This window comes from Paraburkholderia sp. CNPSo 3281 (assembly GCF_024206515.1).
Lineage (GTDB): Bacteria > Pseudomonadota > Gammaproteobacteria > Burkholderiales > Burkholderiaceae > Paraburkholderia > Paraburkholderia nodosa.
Genome location: NZ_JAMBPS010000047.1, coordinates 41,312 through 61,526, shown reverse-complemented (window position 1 = coordinate 61,526; position 20,215 = coordinate 41,312). Strand labels below are relative to the sequence as shown.

14 protein-coding genes and 5 pseudogenes are annotated in these 20,215 nt (G+C 57.7%); 5 read left to right on the top strand and 14 right to left on the bottom strand.

The genetic code is table 11. The features are described 5' to 3' along the window. The first annotated feature begins 636 nt into the window (after positions 1-636). Together M3I56_RS31440 and M3I56_RS31435 are read left to right on the top strand one after the other, a co-directional pair. Entirely contained in the window at positions 637-2,967 is a 2,331-nt protein-coding gene (locus M3I56_RS31440) for a pectinesterase family protein (protein ID WP_254357247.1), read from the top strand. A 51-nt stretch (positions 2,968-3,018) separates the two neighbouring features. Continuing rightward, positions 3,019-3,186 (top strand): annotated as a pseudogene (locus M3I56_RS31435) (IS6 family transposase); the annotation flags it as partial. 247 nt (positions 3,187-3,433) lie between these two features. On the opposite strand, the gene M3I56_RS31430 reads toward M3I56_RS31435, so the two are convergent. The 5 genes and pseudogenes from M3I56_RS31430 to M3I56_RS31410 all read right to left on the bottom strand — a co-directional run. Continuing rightward, positions 3,434-4,459, bottom strand: coding sequence for an IS4 family transposase (locus M3I56_RS31430; protein ID WP_254357246.1), 1,026 nt, complete (start codon positions 4,457-4,459; stop codon positions 3,434-3,436). Positions 4,460-4,461: 2 nt separating this feature from the next. Beyond that, the gene (locus tag M3I56_RS31425; protein WP_254357245.1) at positions 4,462-5,085 is read right to left on the bottom strand and encodes a tyrosine-type recombinase/integrase; all 624 of its coding nucleotides are present in this window, start codon (positions 5,083-5,085) and stop codon (positions 4,462-4,464) included. Between the two features lie 8 nt (positions 5,086-5,093). Next, on the bottom strand, positions 5,094-5,462 hold the full coding sequence (locus tag M3I56_RS31420) for a site-specific integrase (RefSeq protein ID WP_254357244.1): 369 nt from the start codon (positions 5,460-5,462) through the stop codon (positions 5,094-5,096). Between the two features lie 2 nt (positions 5,463-5,464). Further along, positions 5,465-5,785 carry a hypothetical protein gene (locus tag M3I56_RS31415; protein ID WP_254357243.1) on the bottom strand — a complete coding sequence of 107 codons (321 nt, stop codon included), beginning with the start codon at positions 5,783-5,785 and terminating at the stop codon, positions 5,465-5,467. A gap of 126 nt (positions 5,786-5,911) precedes the next feature. Continuing rightward, positions 5,912-6,346, bottom strand: a pseudogene (locus tag M3I56_RS31410) (ATP-binding protein); the annotation flags it as partial. On the opposite strand from M3I56_RS31410, the pseudogene M3I56_RS41755 reads away from it, so the two are divergent. From M3I56_RS41755 to M3I56_RS31400, 3 genes and pseudogenes are all read left to right on the top strand, one after another. Continuing rightward, positions 6,319-6,504, top strand: a pseudogene (locus M3I56_RS41755) (DUF5372 family protein); the annotation flags it as partial. The pseudogenes M3I56_RS31410 and M3I56_RS41755 overlap by 28 nt on opposite strands. A 142-nt stretch (positions 6,505-6,646) precedes the next feature. After that, a complete protein-coding gene (locus tag M3I56_RS31405) occupies positions 6,647-6,835 on the top strand; it encodes a hypothetical protein (protein WP_254357242.1) in 189 nt (62 codons plus the stop codon). After that, on the top strand, positions 6,822-8,741 hold the full coding sequence (locus M3I56_RS31400) for a recombinase family protein (protein WP_309249197.1): 1,920 nt from the start codon (positions 6,822-6,824) through the stop codon (positions 8,739-8,741). Before M3I56_RS31405 ends, M3I56_RS31400 begins: the two co-directional genes overlap by 14 nt. A gap of 192 nt (positions 8,742-8,933) precedes the next feature. Here M3I56_RS31400 and M3I56_RS31395 read toward each other — a convergent pair. The 9 genes and pseudogenes from M3I56_RS31395 to M3I56_RS31355 all read right to left on the bottom strand — a co-directional run. Further along, a pseudogene (locus M3I56_RS31395) lies at positions 8,934-9,260 on the bottom strand (ATP-binding protein); the annotation flags it as partial. Positions 9,261-9,275: 15 nt separating this feature from the next. Continuing rightward, on the bottom strand, positions 9,276-10,829 hold the full coding sequence (gene istA, locus M3I56_RS31390) for an IS21 family transposase (RefSeq protein ID WP_254357241.1): 1,554 nt from the start codon (positions 10,827-10,829) through the stop codon (positions 9,276-9,278). Continuing rightward, on the bottom strand, positions 10,796-11,680 hold the full coding sequence (locus tag M3I56_RS31385) for a tyrosine-type recombinase/integrase (RefSeq protein WP_254357240.1): 885 nt from the start codon (positions 11,678-11,680) through the stop codon (positions 10,796-10,798). Before M3I56_RS31385 ends, istA begins: the two co-directional genes overlap by 34 nt. Then, positions 11,677-12,642: a tyrosine-type recombinase/integrase gene (locus M3I56_RS31380; RefSeq protein WP_254357239.1), complete on the bottom strand. Its 966-nt coding sequence runs from the start codon at positions 12,640-12,642 to the stop codon at positions 11,677-11,679. Before M3I56_RS31380 ends, M3I56_RS31385 begins: the two co-directional genes overlap by 4 nt. 806 nt (positions 12,643-13,448) lie before the next feature. Continuing rightward, positions 13,449-14,225, bottom strand: a complete 777-nt coding sequence (locus tag M3I56_RS31375; protein WP_133191097.1) for a glycosyl hydrolase — start codon at positions 14,223-14,225, stop codon at positions 13,449-13,451. A gap of 93 nt (positions 14,226-14,318) precedes the next feature. Then, positions 14,319-15,173, bottom strand: a complete 855-nt coding sequence (locus M3I56_RS31370) for a sterol desaturase family protein (RefSeq protein WP_133191099.1) — start codon at positions 15,171-15,173, stop codon at positions 14,319-14,321. 758 nt (positions 15,174-15,931) lie between these two features. Then, positions 15,932-16,863 (bottom strand): annotated as a pseudogene (locus M3I56_RS31365) (IS5 family transposase); the annotation flags it as partial. Between the two features lie 559 nt (positions 16,864-17,422). Beyond that, entirely contained in the window at positions 17,423-18,769 is a 1,347-nt protein-coding gene (locus tag M3I56_RS31360; protein WP_254357238.1) for a carboxyl transferase domain-containing protein, read from the bottom strand. A gap of 71 nt (positions 18,770-18,840) precedes the next feature. Next, entirely contained in the window at positions 18,841-20,181 is a 1,341-nt protein-coding gene (locus tag M3I56_RS31355; protein ID WP_133189704.1) for an amidase family protein, read from the bottom strand. Between the last annotated feature and the right edge of the window lie 34 nt (positions 20,182-20,215).

Below are 20,215 nucleotides of genomic sequence, written 5' to 3'. Positions count from 1 at the left end.
CCATGCCCAGCCGATTCCAGTTGATCAGGTCAGCCAGCCGCACCAGCGGATGTTTCAGGTTGATCTGCTCACGCAGGGGCTGCCGGAAGAAATCTCCCTCTGTCACAGGCGTCTTCGGACCCATCCGCACCTCGTCAGGATTTGCAGGATTTCGGCATCAATATGCCAGGTCTCTGCAAATCCCACAATGCTATTTCGGCCTCGGAGCCTTGCCGCATAAGCCTTCGCGGATTGTTCAAGGCCGACTAACTACGGTCAGTGGAACACCGCGCCATTCCCTATACAGTTCGAGATGAATCAATACTATAGAGGTGATGGTCTCGAAAATTACTTCCATTATGCAGATCAGCAAAAGGGATTTGCTACGTATATAGAAAGCAATCTATTTCCAGAAGGAGTGGCTACCGCAGCCGGAATGTGTTGCGTAGCTCACATCACGGACCCGAAGTCTACAGCGTCGGCCTCAATCATTCCGGATTATCGAGGTGATCCGGAGATGGCAGTTATAAATCCTACCAACCTGATAACAACAGACTCGGTCGATGCAGTAGGGGATATGCTGCAGGCATTGGGGCGACGAAATATCAACTTACTAAAGCGATAGATTATTCCTGTCTTTTACAAGGTGGCTCCGTCATGTCAAAGCTTTTTAGACTCTTTGTGCTGCATGGCACTGCAATTGCTGGGCTATATATAACCCCAGCATCCGCGCAGACATGCTCCAACGAAGCAGAATGCCGGCAATCGGCAGGTGCCAAGCAAATACAGTTGCTAACGCCTGTTGTAGTACCAATACAATATGACTATCCAAAACTAATTATCCATAACCATGGGCCAGATTTCGACACTGACTATCAAGTTCCTAACGGAACAACGATAGTTTACGACTTCTACACGGATCGCAATTCCTTCAACCTTCCCAGCCAGACGTCGATTATCACGAACGAAATAGCGCGGCTCGATCCAGCGAAGGGTTTTACAATTCTCGTTATTCACCGGACCCGTGATAACTTCGCAGCGGGCGGCGGCGCATCGGTCTCGCTACTCAGTTCGGCGGATAATACGGCTTATGCCTCCTTCATGCTTGGGTCTCAACCAAGTGCGACAGGGCAGAAGTGGTCCTTTGGTAAAAGCTTGCTGCAAAGTAAGCGTCCTCAGACAGCTTACTGGCAAAAGCCTTGGGACATGAACATTCTCGGACCAACCGGAAGCTTCTCGGGTACCGAATGGGTTTATTACACGTTTACGCCGGACGGTAAGGTCAAAATCGATCTGTTTGCGCCATATACATACTCTCTTGCCTTCACGGCGTATCAGTGGGATGAGGCGGTACTTGACAGCGGCTTCCCGCACTTTGCGTACGAGGCTGGAGGGCCAACCTCACGACCAAATCAAGCTCCGTTCGGCTCTGTTGGCCCCTTGATGGTTGGTGCCGTGAATGTGCCTGGTCAAGGTTCTCCGACCCTTACTCCAGTCCAGGCTTTGCCAGGATTTGAACGTGCGGTCGTGTTCTCAGGGCCATTGTCCAATCGTGAGATAGTTGCCTTTCAAAAATCACTCAAGGGCAGCCTGTTTCTCGATGTCGACATGCTTCCCTGCAACAGCGGCGCTTTCCTCGCCGGAGAAATCCGCACGCCTTGTGGCAAGGGCAGTCCGGGCAATCCTCCCGCCGATGTCAGTAGCATCACTCCAGTTGGGCTAAATACCAATGTCGATCCCAAAGGGGTTATCCTAGCTGCCAACGACGGAGGGGGAGGTAGTTTTTCGACGATCAAGGCCGCAGTTGACGCGCTTCCGCCAAGCGGCGGCGTGATCCGAATCCCACCTGGTGTCTATACCGAGACATTGGACATTACGAAGCCGAACGTGAAGCTGATCGGCACCGGCACTGACGCATCGCAGGTTTTGATCACCGGCAATCACTCGGCGAACGCGACCGATCCGGGGACTGGGCAACCGTATGGAACGGCTGGCAGCTACACCGTGGCTGTGGTCGCCAACGATGTCTACCTCAGCAATCTCACCATCCGGAATTCAGCCGATTACGAAGCTTCCGATTTTGGCGCCAAGGGCCAAGCTGTAGCCTTACGCTCGAACGGAGACCGGGATGTCTATCGAGCGGTACGATTACTTGGTGGCCAGGATACGCTGTACGTTAATGGGCCGGGGCGAGCTTATTTCAGCAATTGCTACGTCGAGGGAAATGTCGACTATATCTTCGGTAATGGTAAAACAGTGTTTGATGGTTGCACTCTCAAGACCAAGATTCATGACAGCCTGATCGGTGAAGCGACGATTACCGCACAAAAGCGTGAGAGCGCCAGCGAGGATAGCAGCTTCGGCTTCGATCACACGAAGAGCCCATATATGTCGAACGCTTGGCTAGGCCGTCCGTGGGGAAGTCACTCAACCGTCTACTTCCTCAACTCCACGATGGGACCGCAGCTCACCAGCGATGGCTGGATCGAGTTCATCCCGCCGCTGAACGGGCTGCCGGGCACTAACAATCTGCCGACCTCCACCTATCGTGAATACAATACGCGGTATGCCGACATGAATGGCCAAGGGGCTGCGCCGTTCGATATCGGCCAGCGCGAGACGACGTCGCCGAAGAGCAACGTCGCGCTGAGTTCGGCGGAGGCTGCCGCACTAGCACCTGACATTTATCTGGCTGGCACCGACGGTTGGCAACCTACCTTGGTGAGCGACGCCAGTCCGAACCTTGGGCAGCAGGTGCCAATTCCCACTCCAGCCGCCGGGGTCCCCCAAGCCCCGCTGATCTCCGCAACGGTCGGCGGCAACGGCAACGTGCAGGTCACTTGGGCTGGCCAACCTGCCAATCCCGCAGAAACGGGTTATGTCATTACTGCGCGGCAACATGGCAAGAGTTGCGGACCGTTCCAGCTGCCGGCTTATGCTTATAGCGGGTATGTCGAAGTTGCCTTTAATGGCTCATGGTGCAAATAGCGCGGGGGCGAATCGGTTAAGGTGTCGGGCTGAACGAACTGAGAACCGATGATGAGCAAGCTGAAGAGCCTGGACGAACTGTTTGCAGGCCGTCACTTTGACCGCGATGTGATCATTCTGTGTGTTCGCTGGTACCTGCGCTACAAGCTTAGCTTGCGCGATCTGGTCGAAATGATCGCGGAACGGGGTCTGGCGCTGGCCCACACGACGATCCTGCGCCGGAGTTCGTCAAACGGTGGAATCGCTTCGGCAGGCCCACCGGCCAGTCCTGGCGTGTTGACCAACTGGTTGCTAGTTTCGCCGCTGACCATCCACAGGGCAGTCAGCCAAAGCGGCAGCATCAATGCATTTCGGGCACGGCATGCTGACAAAGCGACAACATGTTTCGGTATCTACTGGTTGCAGGTTTTTCTCAGGGTAAGCGCGTCTCTATCCTTGCAATTACCCACTTCTTTTTAGCGCGAGCTCAATAGCCGAGCTGGATGTCAGTCAGACGTTGCATCCCGCGCCACATAACGGTATTGCCCGGCGGAGGGTCGCTGGCGCGCGCAAGGTAACCACCCAGCTGAGCGAGCTTGATAACGTTACGCACGAGGGGCGGCGCCTGGGCGTTGTGGGGCGTGTCGTGAACGATGCGCTGAAGCAGTTCGATTTCGGTGGGGGTGAACGCGATTTCGGCGGCGGCCTGCGGCGCCGAGCGGCTGAGCATGGTGAGCCAGAATATGCGCCAGCTCAGGATGCAGAAGACCGCGATCAGGTTCGTTAACCGGTCGGCTGTACGAAGCCGGGACTCCTCCGCTTTGCAGCCCGATTTCAGGATCTTGTGGAACGTCTCGATTTTCCAGCGCATCGCGTACCAGTCGAGCTTTTGGATCGCCTCGGCACGCGAGCGGACTGGCAGGTTGGTGATCAGTTTCCATTCGATACGAGCACGCCCGGCCGGCGGATCGCGCTCCTGTGCATGAAGGACTGTTAGCTGTAACTCAGGGTAGCGGCTCTGCTTGCCGATGGGCGGCAGGACAGTCATCTGCTGATAGCGCAGTTCAAGCGTCGCGTTTATCGGATGGCCCTTCGCATCTCGAAGCTCGACGCGATGGAGTCCCTTGACCTGAACATGCTGCATGGCTTTGGAGATCGTGTGCTGCCCATCTCCCGCGAGCCTGTCGACGCAGGTACGCACGAGGAAGTAGGTGCACAGATCGTATGCGGTACAAAACAGCTCGTAGATGTCGCTTTCCCGGTCGCCGATGTGAATGCAGCGCACAGGGTCATCGAGAAGTTGAGTCGACTGGCGCATATTCTCAAGCCAGCGCCAGCTTTCCTTTTCCTCAATCGGTACGCGGGTGGGATTGATATGACGCTTAGAGGGGCGCCCGGGATTCGTAAATACCTGAAGCTTCAGGTATTCACGATTACCCACACCCTGAATATAGGCGAAGCGATGGCCGGAGGGCCTTCTGCAGCGACCAACCCCAGCCATCGCGATGCGCATAATCAGAGAGTTTCGAGGAACGTCATGACCTTGTCAGTCGCGTGGAATCGTGGCGTACGCTGTCCGGCAGGCCGCAGGCGGCCTAACGCTTCTTCCTTGTGGGCAAGGCTGGACTCCATGTAGATGTGCGTCGTGTCGATGCTTTCATGGCCCAACCACAGTGCGATAACGCTGATGTCGACGCCAGCCTCTAACAGATGGGTCGCCGTCGCGTGTCTTATCACATGAGGCGAGATGTGTTTTTGACGCAGACTCGGACAGGCGAGCACCGCACCGGAAACCGCCTTCTGCAGGATGCGGTCGATGCCGTTACGGGTCAGTTGCTCGCCGCGAGAATTGGTGAACAGATGCGCCGTAGGCGCGGCATCCTGCTCACGCATCCATTTCCTGATCGCATCGGCGGTCCTGACCCAGAGTGGGACGCATCGCTCTTTTCGACCTTTCCCGTGGAGCTGCACGAAACTGCTACGGATGCCGAGTTCGACCTGGCTGCACGCCATTGATGTAATCTCAGAGACCCGTGCACCAGTGTTGTAGATCGTCAGCAGCATCGTGTGATCACGTCGTCCGCTCGACGTTGAGAGGTCGGGGGCACCAAGAATCGCTTGAATTTCGGCGCGTGACAACGCGCAGATCAAACGGCGATCAGTGCGCTTGGTGGGGATCGCCAGTACGGACGTGGATAGTCCCGCAAAGTCGGGTCTGGATATCGCGACCCAACGAAAGAACGAATGGCTGCCAGTCTAGCGTTGCGAGATCTCACCGTGTTATTGCGCTCCACCTCAAGACTGTCGAGAAACGCGAGAATGACTGCCGGATTTAGCTGATCGAGCTTAAGCGCAACCGGTTGGATATTCATCTTGGTGGCGATGAACCGGAGAAGGAGGCGAAAGGCATTGCTGTAACTCGAGAGCGTTTGTGGGCTGACGTTTCGATGCGTCAGCAGATGCTTGATGAAGAATTCCTGGAGCAGTGGCCCAACAAGTGCATCGGAGTACTTCACGATCAATCTCCCAGGGCGGCGAACACGCGGAAGCGGTCCGATGCGCTGCCCAGTAGTTCAGGTGTTGCAGAGACGTACCAGTAGCTTTCTCTGGGGCTGACGTGGCCGAGGTAGACCGAGAGCGTCGGAGCGAGTTCTGCTGCCGAGGCCCCATCTTCGTACCATTGTGTGAGCCGATGAACGGCGAACGAGTGCCGCAGGGAGTGCAAGGTCGGGCGTCGTCCATCGGGTAAATGCAACCCGAGCTTCGCCGTTGCGCGCGCAAACCACCGCCCAAGGGAATCATGATCGAGCGGTTGTCCCCAATCTGTGACGAAGAACATCGGTGCCCGCCTTGCATGACACTTGTGTGCGTATTTCGGGGAAGTTGAACGCCCGTTTCGGTGAAGTCGAACAGGCCAGGAGGGAAGTGCTGCGTAGTGCTTAGATTGTACTGCGCGTGTTCGAGATCAGGCTACTTTTTGATCAGGTGCGTTCTTCTTGCGCATCGAATCGCCCTTCAGCGGGAGCTTGTGAGCCTGATGGACGAGGCGGTCGAGGATTGCGTCGGCGAGAGTCGGGTCTTGCAGCCAGGCGTGCCAGTGGTCAAGGGGCAATTGGCTTGTAATGATCGTGGATCTCGTGCCGACGCGATCGTCGAGCACTTCGAGCAGATCGTTGCGCGCGCCCTGGTCGACGTCCTGCAGTCCCCAGTCGTCGAGCAACAGGACGTCCATCTTGGCGAGCTGCGCGAGCCGACGTGTAAAGCTGCCGTCGCCGTGGGCGATTTTCAATTCCTCGAACAGCCGCGCGACGCGCACGTACAGCACGGAGAAGCCCTGTCGGCAGGCCTGCTGGCCGAAGGCGCAGGCGATCCATGTTTTTCCGGCGCCAGTCGAAGCAGTCACATACTGCCCGTGAACAGCTCGTAGAGCTGGTTCGCATCAACTATCCGTTCCATCCTCGTGCGGGTCAGGAGGTCGAGGTACTTGGCCAATCCAGGCACGGCTCAGAGGACTTCTTTATCGTCCGACAGCCCGACGGCACGAGGACGCATCTTCCACAATGGATGACGCTGCCGACGGCCGGCGACGTTCCCACGCACTTGCCACCGCGGTTGCCATTGCGTTGTTTGCTGGCATTGCGCCGCGAACTCGACTCTGCCTTATCTTCATCGACGACAGCCCTATCACACGGAGGCGTCGATGAAGCCAACCCCGCCACGAGCGCACCCGCTCGTGCAGACCGACCTGTTCGACGCCGTAGCCGCGTCGATGCCACTGGCGAACCTGCAACAGCATCACGACGAACTCGTCGAACTGCTGAGCCAGCTCCTGTGGCAAGTGGCAAGCCAGGCAGACGTTTCGGAACGACCGGAGGATGATGATGAGTAAGATCAGCCCTGATCATTTGGCGCGCGGCGCCTACGTATACGTACGACAGTCCACCGCCGACCAATTGCGCAACAACCCCGAGAGTCGCCGACGGCAATACGCTCTGGCGGATCGGGCGCGCGGACTCGGTTGGACAGAGGTCGTGGTTATCGACGACGATCTCGGCGTGTCCGCCGGAGGCGTCGCACGGCCGGGTTTCGAGCGACTGCTGGCAGCGATCTGCGGCGGACACGTGGGCGCAGTGGTCTCCATCGAAGCGTCGCGTTTGGCGCGCAATGGTCGTGACTGGCACACGCTGCTGGAATTTTGCGCACTAGTGAATAGCGTCATCGTGGACGAGGACGGCGTCTACGATCCGCGCTGCGTCAACGATCGGCTGCTGCTGGGCATGAAGGGCACGATGTCGGAGATGGAGTTATCCTTTCTGCGCCAACGGTCCGTCGAAGCCATCAAGCTCAAGGCTGCGCGAGGTGATCTTCACACGACGGTTGCCATCGGCTACGTGCGCAGCGAGGGAGACCGGATCGAGCCCGACCCCGATCTGCGTATCCGCGAGGCGATCACGACAGTGTTCAGCCGATTGGCCCAGGCTGGGAGCGTGCGCCAGACGCTGCTGTGGTTTCGGCAAGAGCACATGGAACTGCCCGCGGTCGTCTACGAAGAGGGACGGCGCCGCGTGGTCTGGCGGCTGCCGGTCTATAACACGGTGCTCAAGATCCTCACTAATCCCGTCTATGCCGGTGCTTACGCGTTCGGTCGCACCGAAACGCGAGTGCGGATCGAAGCCGGCCGCAAGTGCATCGTGCGCGGCCATCGTCGTCCTCAGGACCATTGGCAGGTCTTGATACAGGACCACCACGAAGGCTATATTGACTGGCATACCTACGAGCACAACCAACGCGTGATCGCCGACAACACCAACATGCGCGGCAATATGGCCCGCGGCGCGCTGCGTCGCGGCGAGGCCTTGCTGGCAGGGTTGCTGCGATGCGCGCACTGCGGGCGCAAGCTGCACGTTGCCTATAGCGGCCGCAACGGGAACACGGCCCGCTACCACTGCAGGGGCGCCGCGATTAACCACGGAATGGAACATGGTTGCATCTCATTCGGCGCTCTACGCGTGGACGAGTCGGTCTCCCGTGAAGTACTGAGCCTGCTACGTCCGCTCGGGGTACAGGCAGCGGTTCGCGCTATTGAACAACGGGCCGACGACGGCCACATAAAGCGGCGACAGCTCGAACTCGCGTTGGAGCAAAGCCGCTTCGAGGCAGCGCGTGCGCAGCGACAGTTCGATGCCGTTGACCCGGGCAATCGACTGGTAGCCGCCGAGCTCGAGCGGCGCTGGAACGAGCGGCTCGCCGAGGTCGCCCGGCGCGAGGCGGGGATCGAGGCATTACAGAGCCACGCTGACTCGAGTCTGACGCCACGGCAGCGTGAAGAACTGATGGCGCTGGGCACGGACTTGCCGCGTGTGTGGTCTCATCCTTCGGCAAGCAACGAAGTGCGCAAGCGCATCTTGCGCTGCGTTCTCAAGGAGATTGTGGCACGCGTGGTCGAGACGCATATTGAACTTGTCATTCATTGGCAGGGCGGCGACCATACCGAATTGAGCGTGATGAAGAACCGCAACGGACAGCACCGCTGGGCCACCGATATCGAGGTCAAGACTCTGATCACGCAACTCGCACGCCAGCTAAATGACGCTTACATCGCCTCGCTGCTGAACCGTCTCGGCCATCGGACTGGCAAGGGGCATACCTGGACAGAGATGCGGGTACGCTCGTTCCGAAGCGACCACCACATTGCGGTCTACCGAAGCGGCGAGCGCGAAACGCGCGGCGAACTGACGCTGGAGCAAGCTGCTGAAGCTCTCGGCACGAGCAAGATGACAGTACTCTGCGCATGATTAGCGCCGGCACACTAGCGGCCAAACAGGCCTGCAAGGGAGCACCCTGGATCATCAAGGCCGTCGATGTACACCGTCCCGAGGTCTGCGCATTGGTCCCAACCCGTAGCGCGGGTCCGCTACCAGAGGATCCGCAGCAAATTCCCCTTGAACTTCAATAACGTGGCGAGGTGAGCATTATGTCGCGTGCTCGGTTGGCCCTGTCAGGATGAGGTTCTGTGCATTGCGGATCCAGTCACAGTTGGCGAGTGTGGCGACGATACTCTTGTCGAGCCCACGGCTCTGCCGGTACTCGATGTCCTCAACGCAGGCTTGTGGATTCTTGAGTTTCGCAGACTTGAGCAATCGCTCAAGCCGCCGGGTATCGCGCCAGGCGATCTCACGATCCACGACCATGCCGAAGCGTTCCTCGAACGACAGGCTCGTGCTGGCCGTCAGCGTCGCCTGTTCCTCGAACGCGCGAGCCATGCCGTCCAGCTTGAGGGCCTTGAGCTGGGAGAGGGTTTGCTGCATCAACATCGTGACCTCCTTGGGTCAGTGGTAATACTTGGGCCCTCGCACGTTCTCGTGCAGGGGCGACCGCCATTCGGTGGCCCCGTTTTGTGGCAGTGGCTGCTTGTCGGAGCCGGTTTGCAGGATGGTGCGCACGGACCGCTGGGTCGGCGCGCCAATCACGAGTGCGCGCTGGCACGCCGCTTCCAGCCGCTCCTTACCGTACTTGCGCGACAGCGACAGCAGACCCAGGCAGGCGCGGTATCCCATTTCCGGGTGCGGACGGTTCGTCAGCAAATGCCTGACGATGGCCTCGGCGCTGACGCCGATTGATGCGCCCCAGTTCAGCAACCGGCTCGGGGTCCATTCCATGTGGGCGCGGTAAGCCGCAGGCATATGCTCGGCTACGGTGGTGTACTTCCCCTTGAGCCGACTGCGAGCGTGGGCGGCGACGCGCTTGCCGCCGTGCAGGACTTCCACACCGTAACGCGTTACGCGCGCGTGCACTTCCTGACGCACAAGACTGTGCGGTGCGCTGTAGTAGTGACCGTCGACCTCGATGTGCGCGTCAATGTTGACGCGGCACTTCTGGAAGGTGGCGATTTCGTAGCGGCGCGTCGGCAGCGGGCGCAGCGCCGGTTTGTCGAGCCGCTCGAACCACTCGCGTCGAGTGCCATCGAGCTTCTTGAACGGCCGAGTATTCAGATCGTTGATCAGCCCGGCGATCGCCTTATTCAGTTCGGCCAGACTGTAGAACCGGTAATTCCGGAGGTGGGCGAGAATCCATCGTTCGACGATCTGTACGCCGACCTCGACCTTCGCCTTATCCTTCGGCTTGCGCGGGCGCGCGGGCAGCATCGCGGTACCGTAATGGCTCACGAAGTCCTGCGTGGTCAGGCCGAGCGTGGGTTCGTAGCGGTCGGCGTTCGAGATCAGTGCCCTCGGGTTGTCGGGCACAAGCAGCCTTGGCACGCCGCCGCAGAACTCCATCGCGTCAATGAGGCCGCCGATCCAGTCGGGTGTCGCTTCCGAACGCGTGGCGCACGCATACGTGTAATTCGATGCGCCGAGCACGGCGACGAAGATGTGCGCCTTGAACGCAATGCCGCCGGTGCGATCGAGAATCGGCACCGTTTGCCCGGCGTAGTCGGCGAACAACTTCTCACCGGCGTAATGTTGCTGGGGCATCGACCGCTTCAACGTCTGGGCCCAGTCCTTGTATCGCTGACAGAACTGCGTGTAGCGCAAGGTCTTCTGGCCGGGGTTCGCGCCAACGTACTCTTCCCACAGCAGTTGCAACGTCACGCCTTTGCGGCGCAACTCCCGATGAATCCAGGCGCAGTCAGGCTCCATGCGCTTGCCTGCGGCCATTGTCGGAACGGCGCCGTTGACTAGCAACTGCTCCAGCTCTGCCTCGGACAGCGGCTCGATCTTCGCCCAGTCCAGGCCGGCCGAGGCGGCAAGCTGCAAATATTGGGTAATGGTGCCGAGCCCGACCCCGAGCGCGCCGCTCACCTGCCGGTGAGACAGATTACAGGTCCATTTCAGGCGAAGCACATCTTTTATTTTGCGCATGGTCGTCCGGTGAGCCGGCATCGTCGGGTTCTCCCAAAAGGAGCAACCTTAACCGCCGGCCGATTGAGCCATCCGCAGTACCGCCAACCAAAACCGCGCCTTTCGTTTCGGCTCACCGAACACGCATTTCGGCGGAGTGAATAGCCGTTTCGGCGGGCTGAACACCGATTTCGGGAAGATGAACACGCGTTTCGGAGCGCCGAACACCGATTCCGGAATACCCCGAAACCGTTCGACTTCAACCGAAATCCGTGTTCGACTTCGCCGAAATACGCACACTTGTGTCCCCGTCGGCCGGCGTACTGCCTCAGATGAGCTGCGGTTGTTGGATGCAAGGGTACGATGCGTGCCTTTTTGAATTTACTTTCGCGAACAACGATATGTGGCAGATCTTCCCCAAGGTGCACGTCGATCGCCTTGAGGTGTAGAGCTTCGCCGATACGTAACCCGGAACTGGCAAGCAACCCCAAGATTGCGACGTAGGCAGCAGATCGCAGACCACCCCGCGGTCGCGCAGTCGTCGCCAGATTCAGGATCGATTGCAGTTGTGCAGCGCTCAGAACGTACGGCGGATTGCGACGTGGAGTTGCCAGCAGATGTTTGCCGGGTACCGAGGTCGCTGGATCGACAGCCTTTACGAAGCGCAGAAACCCGCGCAGGGCACTGAGGATGGCAGACTGGCTCGACGGTGCACGGCGAACCCGCATGATCCATTCGATGACATCAGTAGTCTTTATCGATTCACCGGCGCGATCGTGGATAATGTCCTTAACGAAACGTGCGAGCGTTCCGCTATAGGCTTGCCGGTAACCCAGCAACTTGCGGTCTTCGACGTAGCGGCTCAGCAGCTCCTGAAGTTCCTCACCGTTCATGATCTGTCTCCCGGCCACGGCATGGCGATGCGCGACAGCGATGACAGGTCCAGCTTCGCGTAAATGGCGGTGGACTGAAGGGATCGATGACCCAGCACATCGGCGATGTTTTTGAAACTCGATCCGCGTGTCAACATGGTTGTTGCCACGGCATGACGTATCAGGTGTGCTGAACCGCGTGCGGGAGCGATATCTGCTCGAATCAGGGCTCGCCGGACGATCTTGGAAATCGCGCTGGAGTCGGTGAATGGCTGCGACGGCGGAATCGCTTGCAGAAATATCGTCCTGTACGATGATGGAGGACGCTCCCGTTTGAGGTATGCCAGCAAGGCGCGCCCCACATCTCGGGATAATGGCAGGTCACGGTCACGACGGGTCTTGGTTTCACGGATATGAATGACGCCGCAGGCCCAGTCAACGTCATCCAGACTGAGGCGAGCGACTTCGGCAGCACGCATCCCGGTTCTTGCGAGCAGCAGCACTATTGCCGTATTCCGCAATGGTTGAAACGTCGCAGCATCGCCCACGCATTTGATCAGCCGATCGACATCGGCGCACGACAAACGCGGCGGAAGCGTCGCATGACGCCAACGCCGAATTCGTGGAAGCGTTTCCTCCAGACCGGGCTGCGTCAATCCCCTGACGGCGAGAAAGCGCAACATTGCGCGCAGCGCGACGATCGGTGAATTCGATGGCCGCCGCTTCCTGATCGAGAATTCGTGACGCAGGTATGTGCGGAGATGTTCGGTTGAAAGGTCTTGCCAATTCGGCGGACTGTCACCGCACCACTCATCCAGGAAGAGTTGAACGAACCGGCCATACTTCCTTCGGGTGCCCTGCGCCAGACCCCTGACGGCGCCGAGGTATGAATCAAACTCGCTCAGAAACTGGGCTGCGGTCGTGATTGATGGCAAGCGCGCTTCGGGGTATTCCTTCCCGCGCAACAGTTCCGGATGCGTCATGGTCTTCTCCTTGCCGGCCATCATGGCCGGTAGGAAAAGTTCAGGAAATTATGCGAACCTTTGCCATCCTGTCGATCTTGCACAGCGCCGCCTCAGTAATGCAGGGCGCTTTCGCCGTCACCGAGCTTCGCCTAATTCAGCGGTGGGGGTAATCGTTAATATCTGAAGCTTCAGATATTCGCGAATCCCGGCCGACCCTGCTCTAAGCAGCACGAAACAAATGGGCGCGCGTGCAGTGCACCGGTCGTCGTTACATGATGCTCACCCGTAACAGCGGTGGTGGCACGGTGCGTTTCTCGCTCACGCTCAACTGGTCGCAAACGAGCGTCCGGTCGACGGCTAGGCGCCGCTGCAGAACGGCCAATGGATACATGTGGCCGTGACGCTCTCGGGCACCACTTTCACCCTGTATTACGCAATGCGGCCAACTTCGCTACCGCTCTTCAAGCGATAAATCGTTATCCCTGCAAGGCGCGCTAGCCGAATTAGTGGGCACTTTAGCGCTTCTGTGAACACCGTTAGCAGAAAATGTGAGCCGCAACACCCGGCTTCTTCTCCGCAGACTGTGTCAAAGTGATGCCCATCAGATTGGAAATGATGGGCATCACTTCGATGTCGCCCTCAGCCGCCGTCTATAACGGCCGGCACGAGTCGCTTACCCTGCTCCTGCGCCACCGCACGGATCGCTTGACGTCAATCAAATTTTCGCCGTTGGGAAGAACGACGGTCATCCCGGCTGACCGGTTCCGAGAATTCTGCATTACCAGCGGATATAAATATACAGGCGAGGACGGGAGGCGCCGATATCACTCCGCGGTGATGGAGAAGTTTTTGGACGCGAAAGGCAGACCGCCAGGCGACGACGTTATCTCGAAGCCGTACTGAACATCGCCGAGCACGACATCATCGAAATAATTCCGCGACTTGAGGTAATTCATGAATGCCAGCACGTCGAGCGTGGTGTGGTCGGTCTTTTTTGTGCGAAGAAACGAATAGACCGTGTTACTGCTATTGCTGCCCACGTAGACATTCCAGTAAGCGCCCGACAGCTGGACATCTTTCTGAATTGGGATCGCGCAGCCGGAAAACGTCCAGTTCGCGGAAATCGGTTTTACGTTGCCGCAGCCATCAGGGGATCCGGTATAGTTGAGCCAGATCATGATTTCATGCGCGTTGTTTCCGGCCCAGATATCGAAGGTCGATTCCCAAGCGCCGCTAGAAGGGGTGATCGCTGAGACGACAGCAGTCAGCGACTTAAGCGAACTGAGGGACTTGTTGACCGCATATCCGATGTGTGGATAGGACTTGATGTGGCCGGTGTCGGGTTGATTTGAAGAGACGCCCCAGTCAAGGTTGCTGTTGGCCCAGATCGTCTGCTTGCCTGCAGCGACACCTTGGCAGGGCGACCAGACGTCATTGTTGAACGTGTAGCTTCCGTAGGAGCTGGAAGCAAAAAGGAGATCGGACGGATAGCAGGACGAGGCTTCGGGCGAAGTTGCAGACCAGGCCTCGGCCTGTGCTTCTGCACTGCAAACCATCAAAGCTGTGGCGGCACAGCCGGCGAGGAATGGCATTCGCTGCATAAGGTTGCTGTCTCCTATAGGGTCGATGATGTCAGTCGAGATTGGTCTCCCTTGGCTTTTAGCCGCGATATGAGCCGTAACATTGCCGAACTGTCATTCATTCCCTTTGCCACTTTTGATTGCCGGTCGGAACCAGCGGCGTTGGTCAAACGGGAACAGAACGTAGTCGCGAACCGTATGCGGTTCCGGTTGGTTGCGAAGACCCACTTCCGGCCATTCCTCTTTTTCCGGCCAGTATGCAGTGCGAAAAACTGTGTCCCAGATGGTGGTGAAGAATCCATAGTTTTGGTGCCGGTGATGCGATTCCATTGAGTGGTGAATGCGGTGAAACTGGTTATCGCCGATGATGTATCGGAGCGGCCCGAGATTCACACGCGTGCTGGAGTGAGAAAGATGCGCCTGAAAGCTAATTAGCGTCATGGCAACCGCGGGCACGACACCGGACTTGAAGTGGATTAGCGCGAGTGGCAGTGCTACAAACATCGCGTAAACAATCGGTTCGGAAATGTGATGATTACAGTTCCATGCAGTCAACTCGCGGATCGAGTGATGAGTCGCATGCAAGCGCCACAGGAACGGAATTGCGTGCTGCGCGCGGTGCATCCAGTAGTAAAAGAAGTCGCCGGCAATTGCAACCAGAACGCCAGAAAAAACCGCCATAAACACCCCGGCGATCGTGTTGCCGGAATGGAGCAACGCCCCAAAATCCACTGTCAGGAGTGGTTTCACCCCTAGCCATTGCAGCCCCATAGCGTAAAGGTGCCAGATTAATGCACCACAACCGATGCGGATTATCCAGTTCCGCACGCCCCGAATGTATGACGAAAAACTGTAGCGGTAGGCCGGGAAGATCAGCTCGAGTACGACGCAGACGTTAGCGAAGACCATCACGAGCTCAAATGAGTTCACGAAGAACAGGGCCATCTGATCAATATCGACAACGTGCATTCATTTGCTCCGGCGAATCGGCGCTCTATGCGCGAGCCTAGGTAAAAGTGGTACTGGCCAGCCAGCGGCCTGACAGCTGTCGGTTCACAGGTCCGAAACTATTTGGCCCAGCGTATCCTATAAATGCCGGCTCGGCATGCAATTGGAAGTGCGGGCGGTAGTGCACGGGTTGCACCTAGCAGGTCAAGCAACATCAGGACCGTAGTACTTCAAACCATAACAGTGACGACTACACAGCAGGTTCTAGTATGCATCGCTTCGCGCCATTGTGAAAATTGATTGTTTGGATCGGAAACATCCGCGTTCTAAATGCCGTTTGCACCTCAGTACGTAAGTACTGGCGGCATTCAGCCACAACGGATTTGTTGCAAGAGTTGATTGCCACACTGTTCACCGACCCTGCTCTTCTACGACACGACGGCAATCTGATCGCGGTCGACCGTCATTCCTATACCGCCACAGTGGGGTTGGCGTGGCACGAAACCCACAGCGGCGAGTTCGTCTCTCGGGGACATCTGGCCACTGGGACAAGCGAGAAACGACAGCTGGCATTTAACGATTTGATTTTCCTGGCTGCCGCACCGATATAGTCCTACATCATAAATTGAGCGGATGGCGAGGTACGAAAGAACCGACGATCGCTTGTAAGGCGTCCTCTATGGGACCAGTTAAGTGGTGTACTCGAGGCGGCGTTGTTGCATAAATCGAGCATAGGGACGAAGTGGCCTCCATGTTTTCAACCTCAGGCCATACGAACGGACTGCGGGCGGGCGGGCGAGCGCCGCCATGCGGTTGAGCACGCCTGCACGAATCGATACCTCGGTCGCCTGGGAGCCGATCGCGCGCGCCCACAGGCAGGGGCCCGTGAGTATCTTGAGGCGGTACATCAGGGTCTCTGCAAGCGAGCGCCGGTGGTAGCCGCTCTCTTGCTTCCATTCGCTCCTGCTGCTCTGGGCGATTGCATCGATGGCCGCATTGCGCCACGCCGCACCGGGCGTGCTGTCAGGCCAGGGCATTGCGCCCTCGCGTGGTGGAATAGACGGCGTAGCGGCGCGCGCGGCAATCTGCGCGTGGCACGGCCTGGTGTTGTAGGCGCCGTCGCCACCAGCGGTGTCGATCGCCACGTCAGCGGGAATCTGGTCGAGCAGATCGGGCAGCACTTCGCCATCTCCCTCGTCCTGATGCGTCATCAGCGCGGCGCAAATCTGGCCGGTGTTCGCGTCCATCGTCAGATGGACCTTGCGCCAGGTGCGGCGCTTGGACCAGCCGTGTTTACGGACCTTCCACTCGCCTTCGCCGTAGACCTTCGGTCCAGTACTATCGACGACGAGGTGCAACGGCTCGCCGGTGTGCAGCACTGGCAGCGCGACCTTCAGGGTCTGCGCGCGGCGGCACCGGCAAGCCGGCGAAGGCAAGCTGCCCAGGCTGAGCGCGAACCCTTGGAGTGCGCGCAGTGGCAGGCGAAAGACCTGCTTGAGGCCGAGCAACATCTGCACGAGCGCATCCGGGTAGACGCAGGGGCGGCCACGGGCACGTACGTCCAGCTCGGGGGGGGCGCCGCGAACAGGCTTGGGTCGATCTAAACCGTCACGTCCCCTCGAGCAATGAGGCCAGCGTTGTACTGCGCCCAGTTCTTGACGCGGTATTCGGCTTTCGAACTCGATTGCTTGCTGGTCGTGTCCTTGCGCATCTTCTCGGCAAAAATCGAGAATGTACGCAGGAAACCGAACTGTTATCAGAGCCACGCCCGTACGGTGTTGCGCGTAAACGTCAGCATGTCGCGGCCAGATTTATGCAACAACGCCACTCGAGGCGGTAATGTCAGAAGTCCCGGTGCTGGACTGACAACGCCGACGATTAGCGGCTGATAGCAAATTCGCTGGCACGCGCGACGGTCTTCGCCACGTTGTCCCCGACAGACGATCGGGTGAAACAGGGACATGCGCGCAAATTACCGACACGATGCAGGAACTCGGGCATGGCAACGTACGTGGAACGTCGCGATGGCAGTAAGGCGCAGGCGCGCAACTTCACGTGAGCACCTGAGTTTCTGCGACCTTCTTCCAAATTCTGCGGCGGCAGTCCGGTTCTATGTAGAGGTAAACGATCAGGTATGGCTGATTGCGCATCGTCAGATGCCTCGATTTTGCTCAAACTTCCTGAGGGCTTTTGATGGTGCAAAATGGTCCTCTTCGAGGCGCCATTGCGCGCGGCCGTACGCTCAAATCTTCCGTGAGGAACAGACCGTGTCACGTCGGAAACAGATATCTGACAACCTGTTGTCTAGTTTCTTCGATTTCTATTACGTCTGTAATCAGGCCATCAGCCTTCAAGAGATTTGGATTCTGGATCTCGTCCGATAGCTTTCGCATAGTGTCTTTAATAGCGCCTTCAGCACCAGACATCACTTTGCTCATCGTGTCCGCGCTAAAAACGCCGATGTGCGCCTGGGGATACGCCAGCACGGCTATTGGATCGAATCCGGGGCCGCTCATCGCATACACGCCGCCGGTGTAGGCTTTTCGGACGACAAGGAGTAGCTTAGGTACGTTGCATCTGACATGTGCTCTGAACAACTCCGCTGCTGCCAAAAATATGCCGCTATTTTCAGCTTCCCTGCCTATCATGAACCCGGGAACGTCGGCAAGGAAGATGATTGGCATGCTGGTCTTTGCAGCAATGTTTATCATCTTTGCCATCTTGGCCGCGGATTTCCGGTGGATGGCGCCGCTGTTGAATCGCGGGTTGTTTGCCACGATTGCCGCGAAATGTCCCTTAATGCGCGCATAGCCCGTCAGTGCTTCTCGCGCGTATTCGGCGTTTGTTTCAGTGAAGCTGCCTTTGTCGACAAAAGAGAGCAGCAAATGATGCATGTCGTAGGGGGTGCGGTGATTGGATGGAATCAGATTTTCAAAATCGACTGCGTCGGGTTCCTCATATTCAAGCGCTGTGTCTTTGACGAGGCAGCGTAGAAAATCTCTTACGCATTCAAATAAACGGCGTTCATCTTTGAACGCGAGCTGAACTGACCCCGAGCCCCTGCAGTGAACGTCTGTTCCGCCAAGCGAATACAGATCTGACTGCTCAGCCAGCATCGCCTTCACCATATCCGGACGGCCCATACATAGAGCCCCTTTCTCAGTCATCAACACCAGATCGGCGAGCATAATCGGAAGAGCCAACGGGCCTGACGTCGGTCCTAGTATTGCTGAGATCAGCAGATTGGCTTCTGCGAAGTCTGCAAGCGACGCGCTGACCCTGCCCATGCCTGCTGGAGACAAAAGCAATCTCGACATATCCGACGAGATTACTTTCGTTGTATCGAAACTGCCCACCTCTCCCGGATGATCCTGAATGTAGATCAACGGAGCCCGCTGGTCCCGGGCGTGATTCACTGTGCTTATGATTTGCTCGGCGGTACGCCATTGTCCGGCTCCCTTGAACATACAGTCTTGTCCACGATTCATGACCAGAAACGACTTGACCGAATTGATTAGTCCCTCGCCGCAGAGGAAGTGGGCGTCCGCTCTTGGATAATGGTCCACAAAGCTACCCGCGTCAAAAAGCATGCTTATTCTTTGCGACGAAATCTGCATGGATTGCTTACCTCCGAGCAGTGCGTGAGCGTTTGGAAGTCCAGCGCCAGCGCGGCTGAAAGTCGCGTACGCTACGAAGCAAGAATCTCTTCCACAGCGGCTGCCATCAGGAGGAGCCGGCGGTCTTGGCCGCGTGCGGCATCAAGGCTTATTCCCACGGGTAATGCATCGTTCGGCGCCACAGGCAAGGTAATGGAGGGCATTGCGACATTGCTGGCGAGGTCGGTGTTGCGTATTACGTCTGCGAACAGTCCTGGACGCTGTGCATCGCTAACGTGAGGAGTGCTGCGCGGGACAGTGGGATAAGCGAGAAAATCGATCCCTTGGGCGTTGAGCAGCGCATTCATTTGTAGCCGCAAAGCGTTAATGTTCTGTACTGCGGCGGTATAGTCTTTCGCGGAGATCAGACTTCCGTCAAGGTGTTGGTGAATGATGCTCCTCACGCACTTGTCATGGATGTTGTCGAACACAGCATTAACCCTACTTCCCCATCCAAACGAGAGCAGTGCGCGCGGAAAGTCCGTAAAAAATTCGTAGACTGGAATAGTAAAAGTGCCGAACTTATTTAATTCGGAAACAACCGCGTCATCGAGGTCGACGCACTGAAAGCCTGCGCGAGTGAGACGCCTGATCGCCTGCCAGCAATGCATCCGAACATCATCATCCAAGTCGTCCCACATGGAGCGTGGAAGACCGATTCGACAGCGAGTATTTGTTTGTTTTGACGGGATTTGGCTATCGGAGCTCAGCAAGTCGTATAGAAACAAAGCGTCTTTTGCCGTTCGCGTCAGGAGGCCCGGTGAATCCTTCGTGCGTGAAACCGGAATGATTCCGGCTGAAGACCAACGGCCACTTGTTGGTCTGAAACCCGCTATGCCGCAAAAGGCCGCAGGTATCCTCACCGAGCCGCCAGTGTCGGTTCCAATCGCCATCGGGACAATACCCGCTGCCACAGCTGCGGCGCAGCCGCCGCTGCTTCCGCCGGCCAAATGGCCCGGAGCCGCCGGATTGCCCACGGTTCCCCAATGGGGATTGACGGACGTGATTCCAAAGCTCAGTTCATGCATGTTGTTCTTGCCGGCGACGACGGCGCCGAGGGATTTGAGCTTTCTGACCACAAGTGCGTCGCGTGTGGCTATACAATCTTCCATGCCCGGTGTCCCGGCGGTTACAGGGAGTCCCTTGACGCAGATATTGTCCTTTGTAGAAAAAGGAATGCCGTAGAGTGGCGCGCCTCTCAGATTGTCCCTCGCTCTCGCGAAGTGCGCCTCCGGGCTGCGAGCACGTATGAAACAGTTTAGATGTGTCTGGTTAGCTTCGGCGTTCAGTGCGCGATCCCGGATCTCTTCCGCTGTAACTGTTCCAGACATTATGACGTCGCAAAGCGATTCAAGAGTGTTTTGAAAATGCATGAAATTTTGCACGTGGGAGGTCGGGGAGTGCGAT